This is a genomic window from Acinetobacter lactucae (assembly GCF_001605885.1).
GTDB classification, from domain to species: domain Bacteria; phylum Pseudomonadota; class Gammaproteobacteria; order Pseudomonadales; family Moraxellaceae; genus Acinetobacter; species Acinetobacter lactucae.
The window spans coordinates 114,370-135,709 of the sequence record NZ_LRPE01000012.1; the positions used below are offsets into that span (position 1 = coordinate 114,370).

A 21,340-nucleotide genomic window follows, 5' to 3' on the forward strand; every position below is an offset into this window, starting at 1 on the left:
TAAATTAGATCATTGAAAAAGTAAGACTAAATAATGAATAAGTTATTGTTAAATTGCAGTTTATAAAGGAGGAAATAAAACAGCCTAATGGGAATAGTTTTTGATCGGAATATACATAGGTGTTGTGTATATTGCCGATTTGAACCAACAAAATTATTTACTGTTAAACTTATTTTTTCATAGGTAGCAGTAAAACCGGATCTTCAATATCGTAACCAGTTTCTTCTGGAACCCCCAGATATTTAACGACAACCAACCTTTTATTTTGTTTAGGCACACTATAATTTTGGGAAATTTTTATTGCTTTGGTGTAATGAACCGCGCTATGGGTCTTACTCTGTAAAGACGGTGATTTTACAACATAGTCTGTTTTATATTGGGTGATCTTTCCCGAAGGATCAAACCAAGCCGATATTTGTTTCTGATGAGTTTTTAAGGTTTGAATTTTTACAGTCTTACTCTTACTTACGATCAAAGGGGTTAAATTCTTTTTAATTTTATTTAGAGCCTTATTAAACCCCATACTATCTTGATCATAATCAATTTTATGAGTTTTAGGATTGATATATAGAGATTTAACTTCAATAAGTTTATCAGGCGATTTACTATTTAACAGATAATAATATAGTTGTGGTAGACGTCCTCGACCATCTTCATAATGTCTTAATACATAAAGTTTTCTCTCTTTTGCCTGATAACCCAATACTTCAATCTTTTGTCCACCACCCACTGTCGCATAGCTATGTGCGGATAACGTAAGAATCGTGCTAAAAGTGAGAAACTTTAGAAACTTCATCAGTTCATATCCTTGTGACCTTGCAACTATATTGTATAAATATCAATCGAATTAAAATGATACTTGAGTAAGTAATACTTGCTGTTTTTATATTATTTTGTATAGAAGCCCCCCGTTTCTAATGACTAATTATTAGTCTTATATTCCGATACTTCATTGCTCTTTTTTTCAATCACTCAAATTTGTTACCATTACTCCTCTGGAGTGACTCCAATTCGCTTTATACTATGGATGCCAATTCTCAAAGTTCATCCAGTTGTGTTCTTTTCTTGAATAACATCCATCTTTAAAAGACTTGAAATTGGTTAGATGACCAAACGTAAAATATTATTGATTTTTTAAGGGTTTAATACGCATGAATAGCGCTGAAATCATGGCTGACTTATCTTCTCATACACCTATGATGCAGCAATATCTCAAAGTTAAAACGGACTATCAACATGCGTTGCTGTTCTACCGTATGGGTGACTTTTATGAACTCTTCTTTGAAGATGCTCATTTAGCAGCCAAACTTTTAGGCATCACTTTAACCCATCGTGGTAAAGCCAGTGGTCGACCTATTCCAATGGCAGGTGTTCCCTATCATTCGGCAGAAGGTTATCTTGCTCGCCTTGTCAAAGCTGGGCGCACTGTCGCCATTTGCGAACAAGTTGGAGAAGTGACAGGTAAAGGCCCTGTTGAACGTAAAGTCGTTCGTATTCTGACTCCTGGTACATTAACTGATGATGCATTACTCAGCAGTTATCAATCATCTAATCTCGTTTCGTTATGCATTCATCAAAACCAGATTGGTTTTGCTTTACTCGACTTGAGCGCGGGCATTTTTAAAGTTCAACAACAAGATTACAAGCCAGAACAATTGCCTATTGAACTTGCGCGTTTAATGCCAAGTGAAATTTTGATTGATGAAGATTTAGTCGATACCAATATTATTGAACAAATTAAAAAGCACTTAGATTGCCCTGTCACTAAACGTCCGAATGTGGACTTCAACCTAAATAATGCACAAAAAACCTTATGTGATCAGTTTACGGTATCAACACTTTCTGGCTTTGGTTTAGACCCACTGCCTTTAGCCAAAGCTGCTGCCGCTGCACTTATTCACTATGCAAAAGAAACCCAAAAAACTGCATTACCGCATATTCGTTCAATCCAACTTGAACAAAGCACTGACTTTATTGCGCTCGACCCAATCACGCGCCGTAATCTAGAAATTATTGAACCATTATTTGAACACGGAACGTCATTATTCCAACTGGTAAATGACTGCCAAACTGCAATGGGTGGCCGTTTACTCAGCCGCACGCTGATGCAACCTGTGCGTGATACTGCATTACTTGATGCGCGTTTAGATGCGATTGAGCAACTCATTCAGGGATATCACGAAAACCCAGTTCGTTTAGTACTTAAAGAAATTGGTGATATTGAACGTGTGCTTAGCCGTGTTGCATTAGGTAGTGCGCGACCACGTGATTTAGTGCAGCTTCGTCATGCATGTGCACAAATTCCAGCTCTAAGAACGGCGTTAACTCCAGTCATTCAGGCAAAGAAATCTAAGCTATTAGTTCAACTTGATCAAGAACTTGGAGATTTTAAAGCACTTCATCAACACTTAATGGCAGCGATTGTTGAAAACCCTCCTGTATTACTTCGTGATGGCAATGTAATTGCAGAAGGTTATGATGCTGAACTCGACGAATTACGTCAAATTCGTGATCATGCAGGTCAATTCTTAATTGATTTAGAAATTAAAGAGCGTGAACGTACAGGCATTAATACCCTTAAAATCGGTTATAACCGTGTAAGTGGTTACTATATCGAACTCACTCGTGCTCAAGCAGAACAAGCCCCAGCCGACTATATCCGTCGTCAAACTTTAAAAAATGCTGAACGCTACATTACTCCTGAGCTAAAGAGTTTTGAAGATAAAGTCCTGTCGAGCGAGTCACGTGCACTCTCGCGTGAAAAAGCATTATTCGAAGCTTTACTTGAAAAACTTCGTGAAAATATTGCACATCTACAAATGATGAGTTCAGCAATTGCTCAAATTGATGTGATTGCAAACTTTGCTCATCAAGCGCGTCTAAACAATTGGGCACGTCCTGAATTTACCCCGGAAACGGGCATTAAAATTCAGGCAGGCCGCCATCCTGTCGTTGAAGCATTAAATAAAGCGCCATTTACCCCAAATGATACTTTCCTTGATGCCCAGCACCGTATGGCCATTATTACCGGTCCAAACATGGGCGGTAAATCAACCTTCATGCGTCAAACGGCATTAATCAGTTTACTTGCTTATTGCGGTAGTTATGTTCCAGCTAAGGCCGTCAAACTTGGTCCAATTGACCGAATTTTTACCCGTATTGGTTCAGCCGATGATTTATCTACAGGTAAATCTACCTTTATGGTTGAGATGACTGAAACTTCGCAAATTCTGCACCACGCGACCAATCAATCGCTGGTTTTAATGGATGAGGTGGGCCGCGGAACCAGTACCTACGACGGTTTATCTTTAGCATGGGCATGCGTAGTTGATTTAACTAAACGTGTAAAATGTTTATGTTTATTTGCCACTCATTATTTTGAGTTAACCGAACTTGGTAGTGAAGCAGGAATTGATAACTACCATGTTACGGCACAAGAGCTTAACGGTAACTTGATTTTATTGCATAAGGTTCAGCAAGGTCCTGCAAGCCAAAGTCATGGTTTACAAGTTGCAAAATTAGCGGGCATTCCTGCCAATGTTATTAAAGAAGCGCAGAAGCGTTTGCGCATTTTAGAAAAACAGCAGCAACAACATCTACAAACTAGTTTTCAAAATGATTTGTTTGCTCCACCAGATGCAAACGCTGGCTCACAAATCATAGAAAAAGTAGTTGAGATCGAAGTTTCATCCCCTGCTCTAGATTTACTTAAGCAGATTGAAGTCGATAACTTATCGCCTCGTCAGGCACTTGAACAACTCTATGAGCTGAAAGCTGCCCTCAAATCTTAATAAAGCACTTCCGAATAAGCAGGCTTAGGTCTGCTTATTCATATCGGAGAATAATATTTATATGATCTTAAGATCTTTACAAAATTCAGAAATCGATCTTATTTGGCAGCAGATTAGCCGCCGTGAATTAATCACCCAAATGTATATTCAAAACCAGCAACAGCTTGAATTGGTGGATTGTTTTTTTGATGTGCAACATTGGGATTCATATCATCTAGAAAATGATCCACCTAAGCTCAAACAACTCTTTGCACAAGGTTCAATATTTGTCGGTGCATTTGATGCTACAGAAAAACTCGTTGGCGTGAGTGTGGTATCAAACCAAGGGATAGCTGACTATCCTCAAGCTAAATTACTCCACTATTTTTATGTTGATGCCGATCAGCAAGGTCAAGGCATTGGTGCCAAACTGATGCAAGTCGCAAAAGAATCCGCCCAGCAACTCGGCGCAAAACAATTGTATATTTCAGCAACTCCAAGTCGCCGCACTGTAGACTTCTATATGAAACATGGCGCGCAACCATTAAGTGCTCCAGATCAACAACTTTGGCAGCTCGAACCCGAAGATATCCATTTACTGTGTAACGTTTAGCTTTAAAAATTTAAGGTTTTTTTAGTAAAAAACAGAAAATCAAAACTTGTAAAAGAAAAAATGAAAAGTTAAGGCATTTATTAAAATAGGTGCCTTGACTTAAATGACATCTAAACAACTAAATCAAATATTTTTTAAGTTATTGTTTTATAAAATATATTATTATTTTAATTTTACAGATTAGCACTTCACAAGGTTGGAAGAACTGTTTGATTATCAACGTATTAACTTATCTTCATATGCATGAATAAAGAATATCAATAAAAGCAATTGTTTGTTTACCCCTTTTTTGCCTAAAATAAGCTATTCGAAATGAAACCATATTTTTTAGGTAGCTGTCGCCATGACCTTTGTTGTCACTGAAAATTGTATTAAATGTAAATACCAAGATTGCGTAGAAGTTTGTCCTGTAGACTGTTTTTACGAAGGTCCGAATTTCCTAGTGATTAATCCGGATGAATGTATTGACTGTGCATTATGTGAACCAGAGTGCCCGGCAAATGCAATTTTCTCTGAAGATGAGTTACCAGAAGGTCAAGAAGTATTTATTGAATTAAATGCTGACCTTTCTCAAAAATGGCCTAACATTACTCAAATTGGTGACCAGCCAGCGGACCGTGAAGAATGGAACGGCAAACCTGATAAATTACAATATCTTGAAAAGTAATTTCAAAAAAGATCAGCAACCGCTGATCTTTTTTATACCCTATTCAAACATTTCATTGCAAATTCCTCGTAATTTGTGCACTGTTTTGCATTAAAATAGCCGCAATATTTATAAGTGCTTAATTTTTCTTATGCGGAAGTTTTTGCAGAGTCTGGTGCCCTTATGCATAATCCCAGCGGTTATGGTAGGTTGTGTCAGCTCTCCCCAACACACAACAACAGGCAAAACCTCTCCAAGTGGTAAACGAATCTTTATTCCACAAGAGCGCGTTATTATTGAGCGCCCAATTCCCCCTAAAGTTGAGCCTGCCTCATATCGAAGCTGGTTAAGTTCTGGTGAAAATTACCAACGTGTTCGTGAATACGAAAAATTCTTAACCCGAAACAACGTCGCAGGCATTGTGCCAAGTTTTGAGTTATTACGCTCAGCACGTGATTGGCAAAAATGTGGACGCTCTGAATATGCTGTACCTAACCGCGAACTATGGGGAAATTCTTTATCTACCCTACGCGTATTTAAATATTTAGTTGCAGCAAAAGTTCTCACCGACTTTGAAGTGACCTCAGTTTACCGCGACTTACCTTTAAATGAATGTGCAGGCGGCGCAAGCTCATCTAAACATTTATTTAACTCGGCAATCGATTTCCGTATTGGTCCTGAGTTCCCACAAGCTCAAGATTATGCATTTATCGAAAATACCAAGTTTAAACTTTGTCAGTTCTGGGCTCAGCATGGTCAAAGCTTAAATATGGGTATTGGCTTATATAGTTCAGGACAGATTCATATCGATACTCAAGGCTATCGCACTTGGGGACCTGACCTCACCCGAAACAGTTCGATGTGTAATTTCTAATTTAAAAAACTCCTTTCAACTGAAAGGAGTTTTTTTATTGTTCATTTCCCAATCAACCAAAATTTCTTCAACCGAAGATTTTTGCACTCTATGCATAAACGTTTAAAATAGCCCGATCAACATATAGGTAAATTTGATTATGCAGCAGATGTGGACAGACATTGACCAATATATCGATTCACATTTAATTCCCGAAGACCCGCGACTCGAATATGCATTAAAGAATACCGACGAACACGGCTTTTCAAATCATCTTGCAGTGGCACCTAACCAAGGTATGTTCTTGCAGATGCTTATTCAAATGAATAAATGCAAACGAGTCTTAGAAATTGGAACCTTTGCTGCATACAGTACCATCTGGTTAGGCCGTGCTTTACCTGAAGATGGTTATTTACTCACAATAGAAGGCCGTGCTACTCATGCAGAAATGGCTCAAAAAAATATCGACCATGCCAATCTTCCTGTAAAAGTTGATCTTCGAGCTGGTCGTGCCGCAGATATCCTATCTGCAATTGATCCTGAATCTATCGAGCCTTTTGATTTTATTTTCATTGATGCTGATAAACAGGGTTATCCGGAATATTTAGAATTGAGTCTGAAATTTTCAAGATCAGGTACGATTATCGTGCTCGACAATGTTATTCGTGCAGGTGATATTTTAAATCCTGACAATAAAAAACCGAGTATTGAAGGCATCCGTGAAATGTTTAAAGCCTTAGAAAACCATCCACAAATTCTGTCTTGTACAGCCCTACAAACGGTTGGCTCAAAAGGTCATGATGGCTTCGCAATTGCAATTGTGAAATAATGGTTAAAAAATCATCTTTTTTATTTTATTATTTATAATCAATTAATTACTTTTATTACTGTTGCTTTTCCATATAGTTATCCACAAGATTTGCGGATAACTATATGCAAATCTTATTATTTAGCCACAAGTAACGGTACAGTCGCGTTTCGGAATATGGTTGTCGCAATACTTCCCAAGAAGAACTGGTGAATTTTGCTATGGCTAAATGCCCCTAACACAATAATTTGAATGCCGTGCTCTTGTTGGTACTCTAGAATATTCTGCGCGACATCACCATAACGGTAAACAGTGACAACATCGAGGCCCGCTTGTTTAAGGTAATGCTCAGGTTCATTTAATATTTCTGGATGATCACCTACATACACCAAATGACATTGCAATGTTCGCAATAAGTCACTTTGAGCAATACGGCGCATCATTTTTTGACAAGTTGGCGAGTATTCATAAGCAAAGATAAAACGGGTTGGGACTTTAAAGTTTTCACCAATCGTCAAAACTGTACAGTTAGCCCCACGAATAAAGTTTTCGACATTACTACCAATTGGTTTATGTTTTTCGGCAGCTCGCTCCCCGACTCGACCTAAAATCACAATGTCATTTTCGTGTAAGAGATTAAAACTTTGTTCTAGAAAATCGCCTTTTTCTTGGATTTTTGAACTGGTAATTCCATGTTTTTCTTGAATAAGATCAGAAATATGGCGGAGTAAATTATTACTATAGTCTAACGCGAGTTCACTTTGTTTTTGCTCTAGCTCAGCTAACTCTTTTAGTAGCATTGCATTGCTTTCAAAGCCGATTACCCCACTAATTTCACCAAGATGATAACTGGCTGGGTAATAGTCCAGAATTTGTAGTAATACAAGTTCCCGTCCGGTTGCTTTAGCAACCCATGCTGCTGCATCCGCAATAGCATTAATACACGGTGATGAATCAATACACGCAATAACACGGTTCATGTTAGCCTCTCTTCTTCAGGTCTTTTGCCTTGGAGATTATTATTAAAACTTAGCTTTAACTTAACATAGATAAAAATTGGTATGTTAAGGTTTATGTATAAAAACCAACTTTTTTGTTTAAAGATCAAACATTTTATTACATTCTTAAGACTGCATTATTCCCTTAAACGAATAAATTTTGCTGGGTTCCCACCGACAATATGGTACGGCTCAACATCTTTGGTCACCATACTATTCATCCCGACCACAGCATGTTTACCGATTTTTATACCGTCTTTGATGCCCACATGAGCACCCAACCAAACGTCCTGCTCAATTTCAATTCCTTTGGAGCTAACAGGCTGTTGGTAAAGTGGACGATCTAACTGCATCCCATGATCAAATGCATATAAGTGGCAATATGCTGCAATACGGACTTGGTCATGCAATTTTATGCCGGCTCGTCCACCATCTAAAATACAATGATGGTTAATCGCGACTTCGTTACCGATTTCCAGCGGTCCATGCAAGGTGCAATCAGCCGCAATAAAACTATTATCCCCAATAATAATTTTGCGACCTGGTTCAGCAAAAATATGTGCTAGTGGTGAAATAAAACAATTTTCACCAATCTCAACAGTTTCCATATCCATTAAATAAGCTTGATATTCTTTTTGCCACTCTTCAGCCCAAGCACGGTTTTTAGGTTTTAAACTCCAATATAACCATGGCATATAGTTTAAGCGGTGCTTATGTTGCTCACGATATTTCAATAAGGAATCAGTCATCTGTTAATTCCTCTTCAATTTTTAATTCTTCACGACCACGTGTTACGTCTCTAAGTTTTAAGGCGAGCGGTTCAATTTGATGTATTTGTAGCCTTGCTTCGATATCTACACCCGTAGCAGTGTAGCTTTCCTGATATTCAATTTGTTGTTGAGTAAGCTCATATTGGAATATCGCCCACTCATTAAAATGACAAGAAAAGTAAATCGTTTTCTTGGCAATGAGTTCAATACGTTCAGCCAACAATAAACATTGTCCAGCACAGCCACCGTATGCTCTAACAAGACCACCTGTTCCCAGTTTTATACCGCCATACCAGCGGTTAACCATCACAATAATATTGGTCAGGTCATTCCCTTCAATAGTCGCCAAGATTGGACGGCCTGCTGTTCCTGACGGTTCACCATCATCATTAAAGCGTACGTTATGCCCAATTTTCCACGCCCAACATTGGTGAGTGGTCGAGATATCCTTATTGTGTTCTAAAAATTCTTTAACCTGCTGTTCATTTTCTACTGGCGCAGCAATCGCCTGAAATCTACTTTTTTTAATTTCTTCTTCAAATGTAATCTGTGATGCAATCGTAAAAGCCATAAATTAAATAAAGCATAATAAAAATCAAATTATAACGTGAATTTAATAGAATCAAACCTATAAAAAAAGCCCCGAATCTCTCGGGGCTTTTTTTATTATCTTTCTCGTAACGCTTCTTTGGCTTTATTAAATGGTTTAAGCAAGTAATCGAGTACCGTTTTTTGACCAGTACGAATATCTACTGTTGCCACCATACCCGGTGTAATACCAAAAGCCTTACCTTCTTTATTGTAAAGTTTGTCGGAATCAGTGCGGATATAAACACGATAATAGAATTGGTCTTGTTTCACTTCATCACGAATCGTGTCTGGTGAAATAACCGTAACCTTACCTTTTAAACCACCATAAATTGAATAGTCATAGGCTGTGATCTTAACCAATGCTTCTTGGCCCGGACGAATAAAAGCAATGTCACGCGGCAAAATACGCGCTTCAATAAGCAGCTGTTCGTCAATCGGTACAATCGTCATCAATTTACCGTTTTGCGGAATCACACCACCATGGGTAGTGACTGCAATTTCTTTTACAACACCACGTACCGGTGCTCTGAACACTGCACGATCTAAACTGTCGGTACGACCCAGTACAACTTGTTGTTGCGTTTCAATATCAGTATTGGCTTTTGATAACTCTTCACGAGCCTTAACATAATACTGGTTCTGCGCATCATTCATTTTGTTTCTAAGGTCATTGGCTTCACGACGTAAACGTAAAACCTCGACCTCACTTGCTGCACCTTTAGCAACTAAAGGTTCAGTCATCGCCAATTCTTGTTGTACCAGTTGTAACGCTTGTTTTAAGCCAGCAATGGTCTGTTCTAAATCTGCACGACGAGACCGATATAGCGCTGTTTCTTCATGTACCAGCTTTGGTTCTTTCATCACAATTTCAGGAAAAACCAAAGGTGTACCATTTACTTCCGCACGTAAACGCGCTGCTGTTGCTTGAGCCGAGATCAGTAAAGATCTTGATTCACCGACATTTGATGCAAAACGGGTTGGATCAAGCTGAGCAAGAATTTCGCCTTTTTGAACAATGTCACCTTCTTGTACATTCAGCTTGGTTAAGATACCGCCTTCTAAAGACTGGATGACCTGCTCTTTAGAAGATGGAATGACTTTACCTGTACCGGTCGAAACTTCTTCAAGTTTAAATACCCACGCCCAGATAAAGAAAATCACTAAGCCAATGCCCACAATCCAGATCACTAAACTGGCACGTGGTAAGGGTGGCTCACTATAAGATACATTCATTGAACGGGTGAGTTGTTGTTCTTGTTGTGGTTCGCTCATGAATTACCCCCTTGGCTCACTTGTTTTTGTTGGGCTGTTGATTGATTCAGGACCTGATCTCTTGGACCATCCATCACGATTTTGCCTTCATTCACGACAATAATACGGTCCACCAGTTCTAATACAGCGCGGCGGTGTGTTGCAACGACCAAAGTACGATGTGCCAGCCAACCTTTTAAATGATCAATCAGTTGTTTCTCTGCCACGTCATCAATGGCTGCTGTCGGTTCGTCTAACAATAAAATGTTAGGTTGACGAATCAACAAACGAGCCAGTAACAATGCTTGTTTCTGACCACCAGAGAAACCAACACCACCTTCTAAAATCAGGTGATCAAGCCCTTCTTTTTTCTCTTGAACAAAAGGTAGTGCACCCGTTACCACTAATGCACGAAGAATCTCTTCATCCGTTGCAAGCGGTGCGCCCAAAGTGAGGTTTTCACGAATCGTACCGTAGAAAAGATGCGCATTCTGGTTGAGTAAGCCCATATCACGGCGTACATCAGACGGATCAATTAACGAAAGATCGAGACCATCTAAATGTACTGCGCCTTGAGTTGGAACTTGCATACCAGATAGAAGCTGAAGCAGCGTCGATTTACCCGCACCATTACGCCCCAATATTGCAATTTTTTCACCAGCACGAATTTTTAAATGACGAATGGCCAAACTTGGTTTCGGGTCTTCTTCTCCATATTGGAACAAGACATTTTTTAGTTCATAGTCGCCATTTAAAACTGCCTTGTGTACCAGATGCGAACGGTCAGCCTGATCAATCGGACGCTGCATGAGCTCATCCAGGCTTTGTTTTGCAACTTTCGCTTGCTGTAAACGACCTAAAACACCTGTAATTTGGGCAATCGGCGCTAACATGCGTGAAGATAAAATAGAACAGGCCACTAATGCACCTGTGGTCATTTCACCTTCCATCACAGCAAAACATCCAACCAAAACCACAATTGCATAAGTTAAACCTTGCAGCATTTGAGTCCATGCCATTAAGGTTCCGACAATTTTACGCTGTCTCATCCCGATATCGGCTGAAACTTCATTCATGTGGTTCCACTGGTTTTGGAAACGTGACTCAGCACGTAATAGCTTGATGTCTTCAATACCCTGCACCGCTTCAACAAGAATTGCATTACGGATTGAAGATTCTCTCATACCCTCTTGTGCAAGTTGTGCCAGTTTCTTCTGTACTAAAATACCCGGCAAAATCATGAGCGGCACAACCAGCAACATCACCCAAAATAAATTTCCGCCAATAATCGCAAAAATGATCAGGAACAGGAAAAAGAATGGGAAATCGGCAATCGCACTAATGGTGGTTGAAGTCACTAACTCACGAACACCTTCGAGCTCACGAATCTGTGAAATAAAACTACCGGTAGATTTTGAACGGTCTTTATTTTTGATGCGTAATGCATGACCAAATACACGGTCAGAAACACGCAAGTCGGCACGTTTACCAATAATATCGGACAAATACACTCGTGATATACGTAAGGTGAACTCGAAAATGGCAGCAATCAGTACACCACCAGCCAACACCCATAAAGTCGGGATAGACTGTGAAGGTACAACACGGTCATAGACTTGCATTGAGAAAATAATGGTCGCTAGCGCCAGTACATTGGCAATAAGCGAGGCAAACATAATATCAACGTAGCGCTTCCAGTCTCTTAGAACAATTGACCAGAACCAGCTTGCTTCATATGGCTTGATATATTCGTCAATACGTGCGTCGGGAATAGAGGTTTCAGGACGCAGGATATAGACATTCTTAATTGTTGTTTTTAAGACATCTAAGCTTAAATTTTGGGAAAGGCCATGATCTCCACTAAACTGGATACTGACATTTCCTTGTGTATCGGCCTTATCAATGACACCGATCTGTCCATCATTGAACTCAACCATGACAGGTAAACGCCATGGGTTAAGCAACTCTAAAGAAAAAGGTACTTTACGTAAATTGAGTCCGACCTGACGTGTAATGAGCTGTAAAATATCGTCTAGGTTTTGATTTTGGTTCCAGTCAAGTTGTAAACGAATTCTTTCTTCTGAAGGCTCAATTCTATAATGTTTAGCAATCGTTAAGACCGCCTGTAACCAGGGCTGGTAGTTTATTTTTGTCATCATGGTTGTACTTCGAACCCCTGAATTGAAATATTATTTAAGTCATAAGCTTGGCGAGAACGTCCTGTTGCTGCAATGTACTGAACAATACTGCTGTAGATATCATAACGTGCAGTTTCGAGTTCTGAGTTAGCACTATGAATGGCCTGTTCGGCATTCAATAAATCGACCAATGAACGGGTCCCGAGTTTGTACTGCTCTTGATAAAGCTCTCGTGTACGAACCGTAGTTGCTTGGCGGTTGGCTAAAACCTGCATTTGGCGTTGTTTATTTTCAATTTGCTCACGGCTGGTTCTAATCTGATCAAGCACATCTAGATAGACAGAATTCACTTTAGACTTAGCGGCTTCTTCTGCATAACTTGCCATTTTTACCTGAGAAGAAACTGCTCCACCTTGATAAAACTGACTGGTGGCTTCAAGCATGACCGAACTATATAGGCCGTCATCTTCATCATTATTTGGATTTTTGCCATTAATCGCCTGACTTAAAGAGCCTTTAACTGCCAACGTTGGATAACGTGTTAAACGTGTCTGCTCTTTTTGGGCTTTAGCAACCTCAATGCCCGCTTGTGCAGCGATCATTTTTGGAATGGTATTGAACTCAGGTTCGCCATATAAATCAGAAACTTTCACTAAATCATCTGAAATAATCCAACCTGTTCGAGAAACATCGCCACCCAATAATGTTCTTAAGTGTTGCTGATATTGTCGTAACAATGATTGTTGAGCAATCAAACCAGACTGAGCAGCTTGCAAATAAGATTGGGCTTGAATTGGATCGGCTTGGCTACTAATACCTGCGTTTGCACGTAAATTAGCGATTTCCTGAATTCGCTGAATACCTGCAATTTGCTGTTCGGCAATTTTATTTAATTGAAGATAGCGCTGAATATTGATAATCGACTGTGCGACATCAAGTGCAATATCATCGATACTGACCAACACATTGGCCTGCTCGACTTGCAGCTTGGCTTTCTCCACCGATACGCCAGATTTCACTTTACCAAAATCATAGAGCATTTGCGTTGCGTTTAAAGTCAATAACTGCCGACCACGCTCCCCACTACCCAAATCACCTGTGGTAATACCACCTGAAATTTGTGGATAGTAACCCGCCTTCGCAACATCAATACCAGCATTTTGGCCAGCTAACGTTGAAATAGCTTGGGAAATATCAGGGTTACGTTGGATCGCGATTTTCACCGCTTCCTGCAGAGTCATTTTTCTAGATGGCAAACTTGAATAAGATGAAGCTGCTCTATCATTGAGTTGAACAGTCGGAAACTCCTGCACTCTAGAACGATCTAGCTTAAAATTACTCAACTCTTGCATCTTAGCGACTTTAAATTCATCACTACTTTTAGGGGTAAAAAGTTGTGACAAGTTGTCTTTCAAGGTGTGATATTGCTCACTTGGTTTAGCAGCATATATCACCATAGGTACATGCAATGTAGTTAAAAGCATCAACCCTTTCAGGAAAGCCGGCTTTTTACATGTCCTTTTTACTCTTCTCTGGTTATATCCAATCATGCTTGTCTTGTTGATCTTGTTTGTTATCGTTTAAAAGCTTTTACATTCTACATATTTTTTTGCATAAAGAAGCATAAATGCAGGAATAATTCACACATTATTTTTCAATCAAATGAAGCCACCAAATTATTGTTTTTTAAAAAATAAATATAAAAAAGCTAAAAAGAGGCACTGACCTCTTTTTAGCCAAACAGATTAACTTTTTTGTTTAAACTGTAAAATCGTCACCTAAGTAGACTTTACGTACCTGCTCATTATCCAGAATTTCTTGTGGCGTACCTTCTGCAATTACTGAGCCTTCGCTCACAATATATGCACGTTCACAGATTGCCAAAGTTTCACGTACGTTATGGTCAGTGATGAGCACACCAATACCACGATCTTTTAGGGTCTGGATAATGTCTTTAATATCTCCAACCGAAATTGGATCGACACCAGCAAATGGTTCATCAAGTAACATAAACTTAGGATCAGCAGCCAATGCACGTGCAATTTCAGCACGGCGGCGTTCACCACCAGACACACTCATGCCTAATGAATCTTTAATATGACTGATTTTAAAGTCATTCAATAATTCAGTAAGACGTTGCTGGCGCTGTTGCTTATTTAAGTCTTTGCGTGTTTCTAAAATAGACATAATATTTTCAGCAATGGTCAGCTTTCTAAAAATAGAAGCTTCTTGCGGAAGATATCCGATTCCTTTACGTGCCCGTTCATGCATTGCTAAATCAGACATATCAAGATCATCAAGGTGAATTTCACCCTTGTCCATACGCACGAGCCCAACAACCATATAGAAGCTTGTTGTTTTTCCTGCACCGTTCGGGCCAAGCAAACCAACAATCTGTCCACTTTGCATACTAAAAGATACGTCTTTGACGACCCAACGTTTACTATAGTTTTTTGCTAAGTGCTTAATACACAAAGTTTGGGGTTGAAGAGCTTGTTGCATTAGTCACGCGCTCCTGGGAAACTTTTTGAAGTTGATGGCGGAATAATAATTTGAACACGGTTTGATGAGGAACCTTGAGCTTCAACATCACCTTTATTCATACTATATTTCAATGAGTTACCACGAATACTTGAACCATCTTGATATAAATATGCACCACCGGTCAAAGTAATAATGCCTGTATCTGCATTATAAACAATGGTTTGACCCTCGCCTCGTGCAACGCCCTTGTCAGCACTGATTTGCTGTTGGAATTTAGATGGTCTACCTTTGGCAGTAATGGTTTGAATTTCGCGTTTAGAATTTAGCGTAGCAACAATTGAGTCAGCTTGAAGCTTCATCGTACCTTGCTCAATTACGACATTACCCGTATAAGTCGTTAAACCTGTTTTCTCATTATAAGTTGCACGGTCTGCCACTAACGAAATTTGTTGGTTACGGTCAGACGGTAAAGCAAAAGTCGAAGCAGATGATAAAGCAACGAATGTAATTACCGCAGCTTGTTTTAGGAAAGCTGAAGAACGTTTTAAATTAAGACTTTGGTACATACTTTCCTCGAATATTAAAAAATTCGTACTGACCATTATTCAAATTAGCTTTTAATCCTTTGCTGACAAAATCGCCTTGCGGAGATTGAACAACCACTTGATGGTCTGTTTCAATTTCTCTGGTTTTTGGATAACCCGTTAACTCATCGGTACGGAATTCAATCTTCCCTTGTGGCGCCAGTTTAGTTGCGACCACATCACCCGACAAAATAACTTTGCGGTTATCATCGTAGCCATTTGCCTGTTTTGCAAAGAATGTTGCATCAACTTTGCCATCTTTATACATCGAGGCATTAAGCTGATCCAACTTTGATGTTTTTTGTTGCATATCCTGTTCAAGCTGACGAACTTCAGCACGAATATACAAATTGCCTTGATCATCAGTTTGAGTCAAATGGACGCCCTGCGCTGAATATGTCATATTCTTGGCAGAACCAATGTCTAGTTTTTTTGCCTTGCCACTATAGTAGTAGTAACCACCACTTATAGCAGCAACCACTACAGCAACAATTGATAAAACTCTGGTATCCATGAGCAGGAATAGCCTACCTTTTTAAGTAATCTTATTATTAATGCGGTACTGCAAGATATTTTTCAAGAAGTTCTTGGTAAATGCCTTTTGCGATCAGCAACATATCACAGACTTCACGCACAGCACCACGCCCACCCATCGATTGCGTAACCAAATGCGCACGGCGACGTACTTCTTCGTGACCATTTGGCACAGTAACACTCATACCTGCGATTGCAAAAGCCGACAAATCAGGCCAATCATCGCCCATATATAAGCAATCTGAAGGCAAAATATTAAACTGTGCACATGCTTCACGCAGCGCAGAACCTTTGTCTTCACGCCCTTGAAAAACTAGATCTACACCTAAATCAGACATACGTTTTTCAACAATATTACTTTTTCGGCCTGTAATAATGATGACCTTCATGTTCGCTTGCTGCACAAGCTTCATGCCTAAACCATCACGGATATCGAATGATTTAATTTCATCGCCACTATTAGTTAACGTTACAAAGCCATCACTCAAAATACCATCAACATCCAGAACCAATGCCTGTAAATGACGTGCTTGTTCTAACAATGCATAAGATGCCATTGATTAATTTACCCCTGCCTGAATAAGGTCATGCATACTAATTACACCAATCACTTTATTATGGTCATCGACCACCACAAACTGACTAATTTTTTTCAGGTTAAGCTGTTGTAGAGCTTCTACCGCACGTGCTTCTTGAGAAATCGTTGATGGTTTTTTTGTCATCACTTCTGAAACAGGCAAATTCACATCAAAACCTTGCTGTTTATCAATTAAACGGCGCAAGTCACCATCGGTGAAAATACCAAGCAAATGTTCTTGTTCATCTACAATTGTGGTCAAGCCTAAACGCTTATTAGAAATTTCATAAAGCACTTGATTCATTGGTGTATCTGGTGAAACTTTTGGCAGTTCATCGCCTGTATGCATCAGATGTTTCACATGTAAAAGTAAGCGTTTACCCAACGCTCCTGCTGGATGCGAGCGAGCAAAATCATCTGCGGTAAAACCACGTGCTTCAAGTAAAGCAACAGCCAGTGCATCACCCAAAACTAAAGTTGCTGTCGTACTCGAGGTAGGCGCCAAACCTAATGGACATGCTTCGTCTGACTCACCTAAAGTTAAAGCAATGTCAGCGTTTTGTGGCATTGGACCTTTATCATCACGGCTAATGGTAATGAGCGGTACGCCAAGATGTTTGATTAACGGCATCAACATCATGATTTCATCACTTTTTCCAGAATTGGAAATCGCAATTAAAACATCACCACGAACCAGCATCCCCAAATCACCATGTCCAGCTTCGCCCGGATGCATAAAGAAAGATGGTGTGCCAGTTGAGGCAAAAGTAGCAGCCATTTTACGGCCAATATGCCCTGACTTACCCATGCCAGTGATCACAACACGACCTTTACACTGTAACAATATTTCACAAGCTCGGTTAAAACTGTCACCAATTTGTGTTGCTAACACGTCTAAGGCTTGTTGCTCAATACGCAATGTTGCTAATGCGCTGCTTTGGAAATCTGTAGGATTGGGCATACGAGTTTGACTCAAAATAATTGATCTGATCTCTTGTGAAGATCGGTGATTTTAATCAAAAGATTTGGGGGCATTCTAACATAACTCAATCACCTACACGTTTTTAAATGTATAAGATTTCACAAGCTTATAAAATTCTTGCATAAACCTTTGTGAAAAATGATGCATCAGTTATGATGTAACACTGTTTTTGTTGAGTGTTTGAAAACCCTTATGCAACCGTTTGTTTTATATAACTCTGAGCAACGAAAAAAAGTTGAATTTGTACCTCGCAAAGAAGGTCACATCGATATGTACGTATGCGGTATGACCGTTTACGATTACTGTCATATCGGGCATGCTCGAGTTATGGTTGCATTTGACTACATTATTCGTTTCTTACGTAGTCAAGGCTGGAAAGTTCGCTATATCCGCAACATTACCGACATTGACGACAAAATCATCAAACGTGCAAACGAGAATGGTGAAACAATCCAACAACTCACCACTCGTTTTATCGATGCAATGAATGAAGATGCAGCGAACCTAGGCTGTTTAGCACCTGATGAAGCACCTAAAGCAACTGAATATATTGATCAGATGCAAAATATGATTGGCAATTTAGTCAACAAAGGCGCTGCTTACCCTGCTTCAAACGGCGATGTTTATTTTGAAGTCACTAAATTTGAGAAATATGGTCGCCTCTCTGGTCGTAAGCTTGATGATATGCAAGCTGGCGCAAGTGAACGCGTTGATGTAGAAGTTGAAAAGAAACATCCTTTTGACTTTGTACTTTGGAAACATGCAAAAGAAAATGAACCATCTTGGGCATCTCCTTGGGGTAATGGCCGTCCGGGTTGGCACATTGAGTGTTCTGCAATGTCGACTTGCTGCTTAGGCAATCACTTTGACATTCATGGTGGTGGTTCAGATTTAATGTTCCCGCATCATGAAAATGAAATTGCGCAAAGTGAAGCTTCGACTGGCGAACAATATGTAAACTACTGGATGCATGTTGGCTTCATTAACGTTGATGGTGAAAAGATGTCTAAGTCTTTAGGCAACTTCTTTACAATTCGTGACGTGATGGAGAAATTCCACCCTGAAGTGATCCGCTACTTTATTGTGTCTTCACACTATCGTAGTCCTGTGAACTTCTCTGATGTGGCACTCAAAGAAGCAAAAACATCTTTGACTCGCTTCTATCACTCATTTAAAGCTTACCAACAAGTGTACGGTCAAACGATAACTGAAACGCTTGATCAAAGCTTTATTGAACGTTTTAACAATGCGATGTGTGACGATTTCAATACTGCTGAAGCAATGGCGGTATTGTTTGAACTAAACAAAGAATTAAACCGTGCTGTAAAAGAAGAGCAAGCTGACCAAGCGACTGTGCTTTATTCGACATTACGTCACCTCACCAACATTTTAGGTTTGGTACAACACAATGTAGATGATTTCTTAAAATCAGATATTGGACAAGAAGCGCTTGCTTTGTCTGATGCTGAAATTGAAGATTTCATTCAACAACGTGTTGATGCGAAAAAAGCAAAAGACTTTGCTAAAGCAGACGGTATTCGCCAGTCTTTACTCGACCAAGGTGTGGTACTTGAAGATACTCGCCAAGGTACAGTTTGGCGTCGTGCTGATTAAACGTTCAATTAGATCACAAGAGTGTTGACACTTTAATGAAACACTCTATAATGTGCTCACATTGCGGGAATAGCTCAGTTGGTAGAGCATAACCTTGCCAAGGTTGGGGTCGCGAGTTCGAGTCTCGTTTCCCGCTCCAAAATTTAAAAACCACTTAATTCGAAAGAATTAGGTGGTTTTTTTATGGATTGGTGGTTAGCTTTGACTAGTCAAAATCATATTAAATAAACAACTTATATTCTGCTGCAACACAATGAAATATCAAAACTCATCTTTCCATGAGTTTCTAACTATCGGGTGTGATATGCATTTACATCTCACCTACTATAAAGCAAAAAAAGTATATATCCTTCATAAGTTCAAGTACTGCTAAACTGATCGTTATTAAAAAATAAGGTATAAACAATAATGGTAGATATTGTCGATAGCGCAACGCGTAGCCGTATGATGTCAAATATTAAAGGAAGAAATACAAAACCAGAATTGCTCATCCGTGGCCTTCTTCACGCACAGGGCTTCCGCTTCCGTATCCACCGCAAAGACCTACCTGGTAAACCTGATATTGTATTACCAAAATACAAGGCTATCATTTTTATACATGGCTGTTTCTGGCATGGGCATCAGAATTGTCGGTTGTTCAAGTTACCGGCTAGCCGTACCGAATTCTGGGAAGCAAAAATTTCTAAAAATCAGGAAAATGATCTGAAAGCTAAAGACCTTCTTTTAAATAGCGGCTGGAGAATATGTACTATATGGGAGTGTGCGATACGTCGTTCTAAAAAAGATCCTGTAGCACTTATAGATATCCTTACAAAATGGCTATTGGATTCAGAACCATTACTAGAAATAAATGAACAAATAATTTCTTAATAGAAGGCTAGTCTACCCCCTATTAAAGAATTAATTTATTTAGAAAAAATCAAGAAATTGTATAGCCCCCCATACTATTCATATAGTTTTTAAGTATTCACGTCATACATACATAGCTATTTTTTCTTCCATAAAACTAGAATAATCAATATCTGGTTGTCCTTGTCTCGCATAATAGCGAGAAAACCTAGCTTGAATATTATTTAAAAAGAAAGGGGAAACTCGAATTATAATTGAGCTATATTCGTTAGCTAATTTTTCAGGTTCGACTGAAGTAATAGATCTAAATAGAACAGTCCCCCCCTTAAAATCAAAAGCATCTGGTAAAAAGTGATAGTACTCCAAGACATCTTTAAAAATTTTATCTAAACACTTCTTAATAGTTTTAGGTGAGCGGGACAAATTATCCATTTCTAAAACTTCTTGTAATGATTTTTCTAAAGGTTGAATTTCAGCTAAAAGAACACAATTAGTTTTTGGTTTCATGGTAATTACAGGTTCCCCATCAGATGATTTTTTAACCTCTCCATTTTCATCTTTTTCTTTGTAAGCTCTAGGTACGAGATCGCAAGCAGGTGTAAGAACTAAATAATCTGTTTTATCTTTACGAACAATACATCCGGGGCTTATGATTTTTGAAATAGGCGGATAAATATACATTTCTTCAACAAAAACTTTGCTTGAATCTTCTTCAAGATATTGAAATAAATGATTTATTGTATGTCTTAATAAAGCTTTTTTTGTTTCCTCCAAATTATTTCCTGAATGGTCAATCCATCTTTTCTTTTGTTTATTAATATTATTATGAAAAACATTATACATGTATTCTTTTAACAATCCTTTCCCCCCTAAAATATCTAATATTCCTGAAGATTTTATTTTTAGAAAGTTATCTATAATTTCCTCATTAGCAACCTCCCCTTTAACCATTATATCAATGAAGGGATGGCTTGATATTACCGGATCTTGTGTACCAGTAAAGACCACTGTTGGAATAATAATTTTATTATTAGAAAAATATTCAATTACTTGCAAACCACTTTCTTCATTTTCTGAAGCCTGTGTTAATGCCATGTCTACAATTAATCCATCACAACCTATAATATCTAAAATTTTTGATTCAAATTCAGATAAATTTCTACATTTAATAATATCTATTTTGACTTTAACCTGTCTCTCAAAAACCTTACAGGATCTTTCAAAAGTTTCAATTGTAGTTTGATCATCTTCAATTAAAGCTAATTTTAAATAATTCAT

At 38.8% G+C, this 21,340-nt stretch carries 20 protein-coding genes and 1 tRNA gene; 8 read left to right on the forward strand and 13 right to left on the reverse strand.

Features of this window, described 5'->3' with window-relative positions:
• Positions 1-169 precede the first annotated feature (169 nt).
• Complete coding sequence (locus AWW73_RS06825) at positions 170-796, reverse strand: hypothetical protein (protein ID WP_062849198.1); 627 nt, start codon at positions 794-796, stop codon at positions 170-172.
• Between the two features lie 355 nt (positions 797-1,151).
• Here AWW73_RS06825 and mutS point away from each other — a divergent pair, with 355 nt between their 5' ends.
• From mutS to AWW73_RS06850, 5 genes are all read left to right on the forward strand, one after another.
• Positions 1,152-3,791 carry a DNA mismatch repair protein MutS gene (mutS, locus tag AWW73_RS06830; RefSeq protein WP_062849199.1) on the forward strand — a complete coding sequence of 880 codons (2,640 nt, stop codon included), beginning with the start codon at positions 1,152-1,154 and terminating at the stop codon, positions 3,789-3,791.
• Positions 3,792-3,852: 61 nt separating this feature from the next.
• Entirely contained in the window at positions 3,853-4,383 is a 531-nt protein-coding gene (locus AWW73_RS06835) for a GNAT family N-acetyltransferase (RefSeq protein ID WP_062849200.1), read from the forward strand.
• A gap of 343 nt (positions 4,384-4,726) precedes the next feature.
• The gene (gene fdxA / locus AWW73_RS06840) at positions 4,727-5,050 is read left to right on the forward strand and encodes a ferredoxin FdxA (RefSeq protein WP_003650851.1); all 324 of its coding nucleotides are present in this window, start codon (positions 4,727-4,729) and stop codon (positions 5,048-5,050) included.
• 130 nt (positions 5,051-5,180) lie between these two features.
• Complete coding sequence (locus AWW73_RS06845; protein ID WP_005802595.1) at positions 5,181-5,903, forward strand: D-Ala-D-Ala carboxypeptidase family metallohydrolase; 723 nt, start codon at positions 5,181-5,183, stop codon at positions 5,901-5,903.
• A gap of 139 nt (positions 5,904-6,042) precedes the next feature.
• Positions 6,043-6,711 (forward strand): O-methyltransferase, encoded by a 669-nt coding sequence (locus AWW73_RS06850; RefSeq protein ID WP_016144769.1) that lies wholly within the window; start codon positions 6,043-6,045, stop codon positions 6,709-6,711.
• Positions 6,712-6,827: 116 nt separating this feature from the next.
• On the opposite strand, the gene AWW73_RS06855 is transcribed toward AWW73_RS06850, so the two are convergent.
• The 11 genes from AWW73_RS06855 to AWW73_RS06905 all read right to left on the reverse strand — a co-directional run bounded on the left by AWW73_RS06855 (position 6,828) and on the right by AWW73_RS06905 (position 17,578).
• Positions 6,828-7,670, reverse strand: a complete 843-nt coding sequence (locus AWW73_RS06855) for a universal stress protein (protein ID WP_002115820.1) — start codon at positions 7,668-7,670, stop codon at positions 6,828-6,830.
• A gap of 155 nt (positions 7,671-7,825) precedes the next feature.
• The gene (locus tag AWW73_RS06860; protein WP_062849201.1) at positions 7,826-8,437 is read right to left on the reverse strand and encodes a DapH/DapD/GlmU-related protein; all 612 of its coding nucleotides are present in this window, start codon (positions 8,435-8,437) and stop codon (positions 7,826-7,828) included.
• On the reverse strand, positions 8,430-9,029 hold the full coding sequence (locus AWW73_RS06865; RefSeq protein ID WP_031947863.1) for an IMPACT family protein: 600 nt from the start codon (positions 9,027-9,029) through the stop codon (positions 8,430-8,432). The genes AWW73_RS06860 and AWW73_RS06865 overlap by 8 nt, the downstream gene beginning before the upstream one ends.
• 95 nt (positions 9,030-9,124) lie before the next feature.
• Positions 9,125-10,321, reverse strand: coding sequence for an HlyD family type I secretion periplasmic adaptor subunit (locus AWW73_RS06870; protein ID WP_057105265.1), 1,197 nt, complete (start codon positions 10,319-10,321; stop codon positions 9,125-9,127).
• Positions 10,318-12,459 carry a type I secretion system permease/ATPase gene (locus AWW73_RS06875; RefSeq protein ID WP_057105266.1) on the reverse strand — a complete coding sequence of 714 codons (2,142 nt, stop codon included), beginning with the start codon at positions 12,457-12,459 and terminating at the stop codon, positions 10,318-10,320. Before AWW73_RS06875 ends, AWW73_RS06870 begins: the two co-directional genes overlap by 4 nt.
• Positions 12,456-13,922, reverse strand: coding sequence for a TolC family protein (locus AWW73_RS19285; RefSeq protein WP_062849202.1), 1,467 nt, complete (start codon positions 13,920-13,922; stop codon positions 12,456-12,458). The genes AWW73_RS06875 and AWW73_RS19285 overlap by 4 nt, the downstream gene beginning before the upstream one ends.
• 274 nt (positions 13,923-14,196) lie before the next feature.
• Positions 14,197-14,940, reverse strand: coding sequence for an LPS export ABC transporter ATP-binding protein (lptB, locus tag AWW73_RS06885; protein WP_031947859.1), 744 nt, complete (start codon positions 14,938-14,940; stop codon positions 14,197-14,199).
• Complete coding sequence (gene lptA, locus AWW73_RS06890) at positions 14,940-15,488, reverse strand: lipopolysaccharide transport periplasmic protein LptA (RefSeq protein WP_016144762.1); 549 nt, start codon at positions 15,486-15,488, stop codon at positions 14,940-14,942. Before lptA ends, lptB begins: the two co-directional genes overlap by 1 nt.
• A complete protein-coding gene (gene lptC / locus AWW73_RS06895; RefSeq protein WP_016144761.1) occupies positions 15,472-16,020 on the reverse strand; it encodes an LPS export ABC transporter periplasmic protein LptC in 549 nt (182 codons plus the stop codon). Before lptC ends, lptA begins: the two co-directional genes overlap by 17 nt.
• Before the next feature lie 37 nt (positions 16,021-16,057).
• On the reverse strand, positions 16,058-16,597 hold the full coding sequence (locus AWW73_RS06900; RefSeq protein WP_016141540.1) for a KdsC family phosphatase: 540 nt from the start codon (positions 16,595-16,597) through the stop codon (positions 16,058-16,060).
• Positions 16,598-16,600: 3 nt separating this feature from the next.
• A complete protein-coding gene (locus AWW73_RS06905; protein ID WP_031947858.1) occupies positions 16,601-17,578 on the reverse strand; it encodes a KpsF/GutQ family sugar-phosphate isomerase in 978 nt (325 codons plus the stop codon).
• Between the two features lie 213 nt (positions 17,579-17,791).
• Between AWW73_RS06905 and cysS the strand changes: the two genes are divergently transcribed.
• From cysS to AWW73_RS06920, 3 genes are all read left to right on the forward strand, one after another.
• Complete coding sequence (gene cysS, locus AWW73_RS06910; RefSeq protein ID WP_062849203.1) at positions 17,792-19,213, forward strand: cysteine--tRNA ligase; 1,422 nt, start codon at positions 17,792-17,794, stop codon at positions 19,211-19,213.
• 63 nt (positions 19,214-19,276) lie between these two features.
• A tRNA-Gly gene (locus AWW73_RS06915) sits at positions 19,277-19,352 on the forward strand.
• Between the two features lie 269 nt (positions 19,353-19,621).
• Positions 19,622-20,083, forward strand: coding sequence for a very short patch repair endonuclease (locus AWW73_RS06920; RefSeq protein ID WP_062849204.1), 462 nt, complete (start codon positions 19,622-19,624; stop codon positions 20,081-20,083).
• A 102-nt stretch (positions 20,084-20,185) separates the two neighbouring features.
• Here AWW73_RS06920 and AWW73_RS06925 read toward each other — a convergent pair whose 3' ends face one another.
• Entirely contained in the window at positions 20,186-21,340 is a 1,155-nt protein-coding gene (locus tag AWW73_RS06925; RefSeq protein WP_062849205.1) for a hypothetical protein, read from the reverse strand.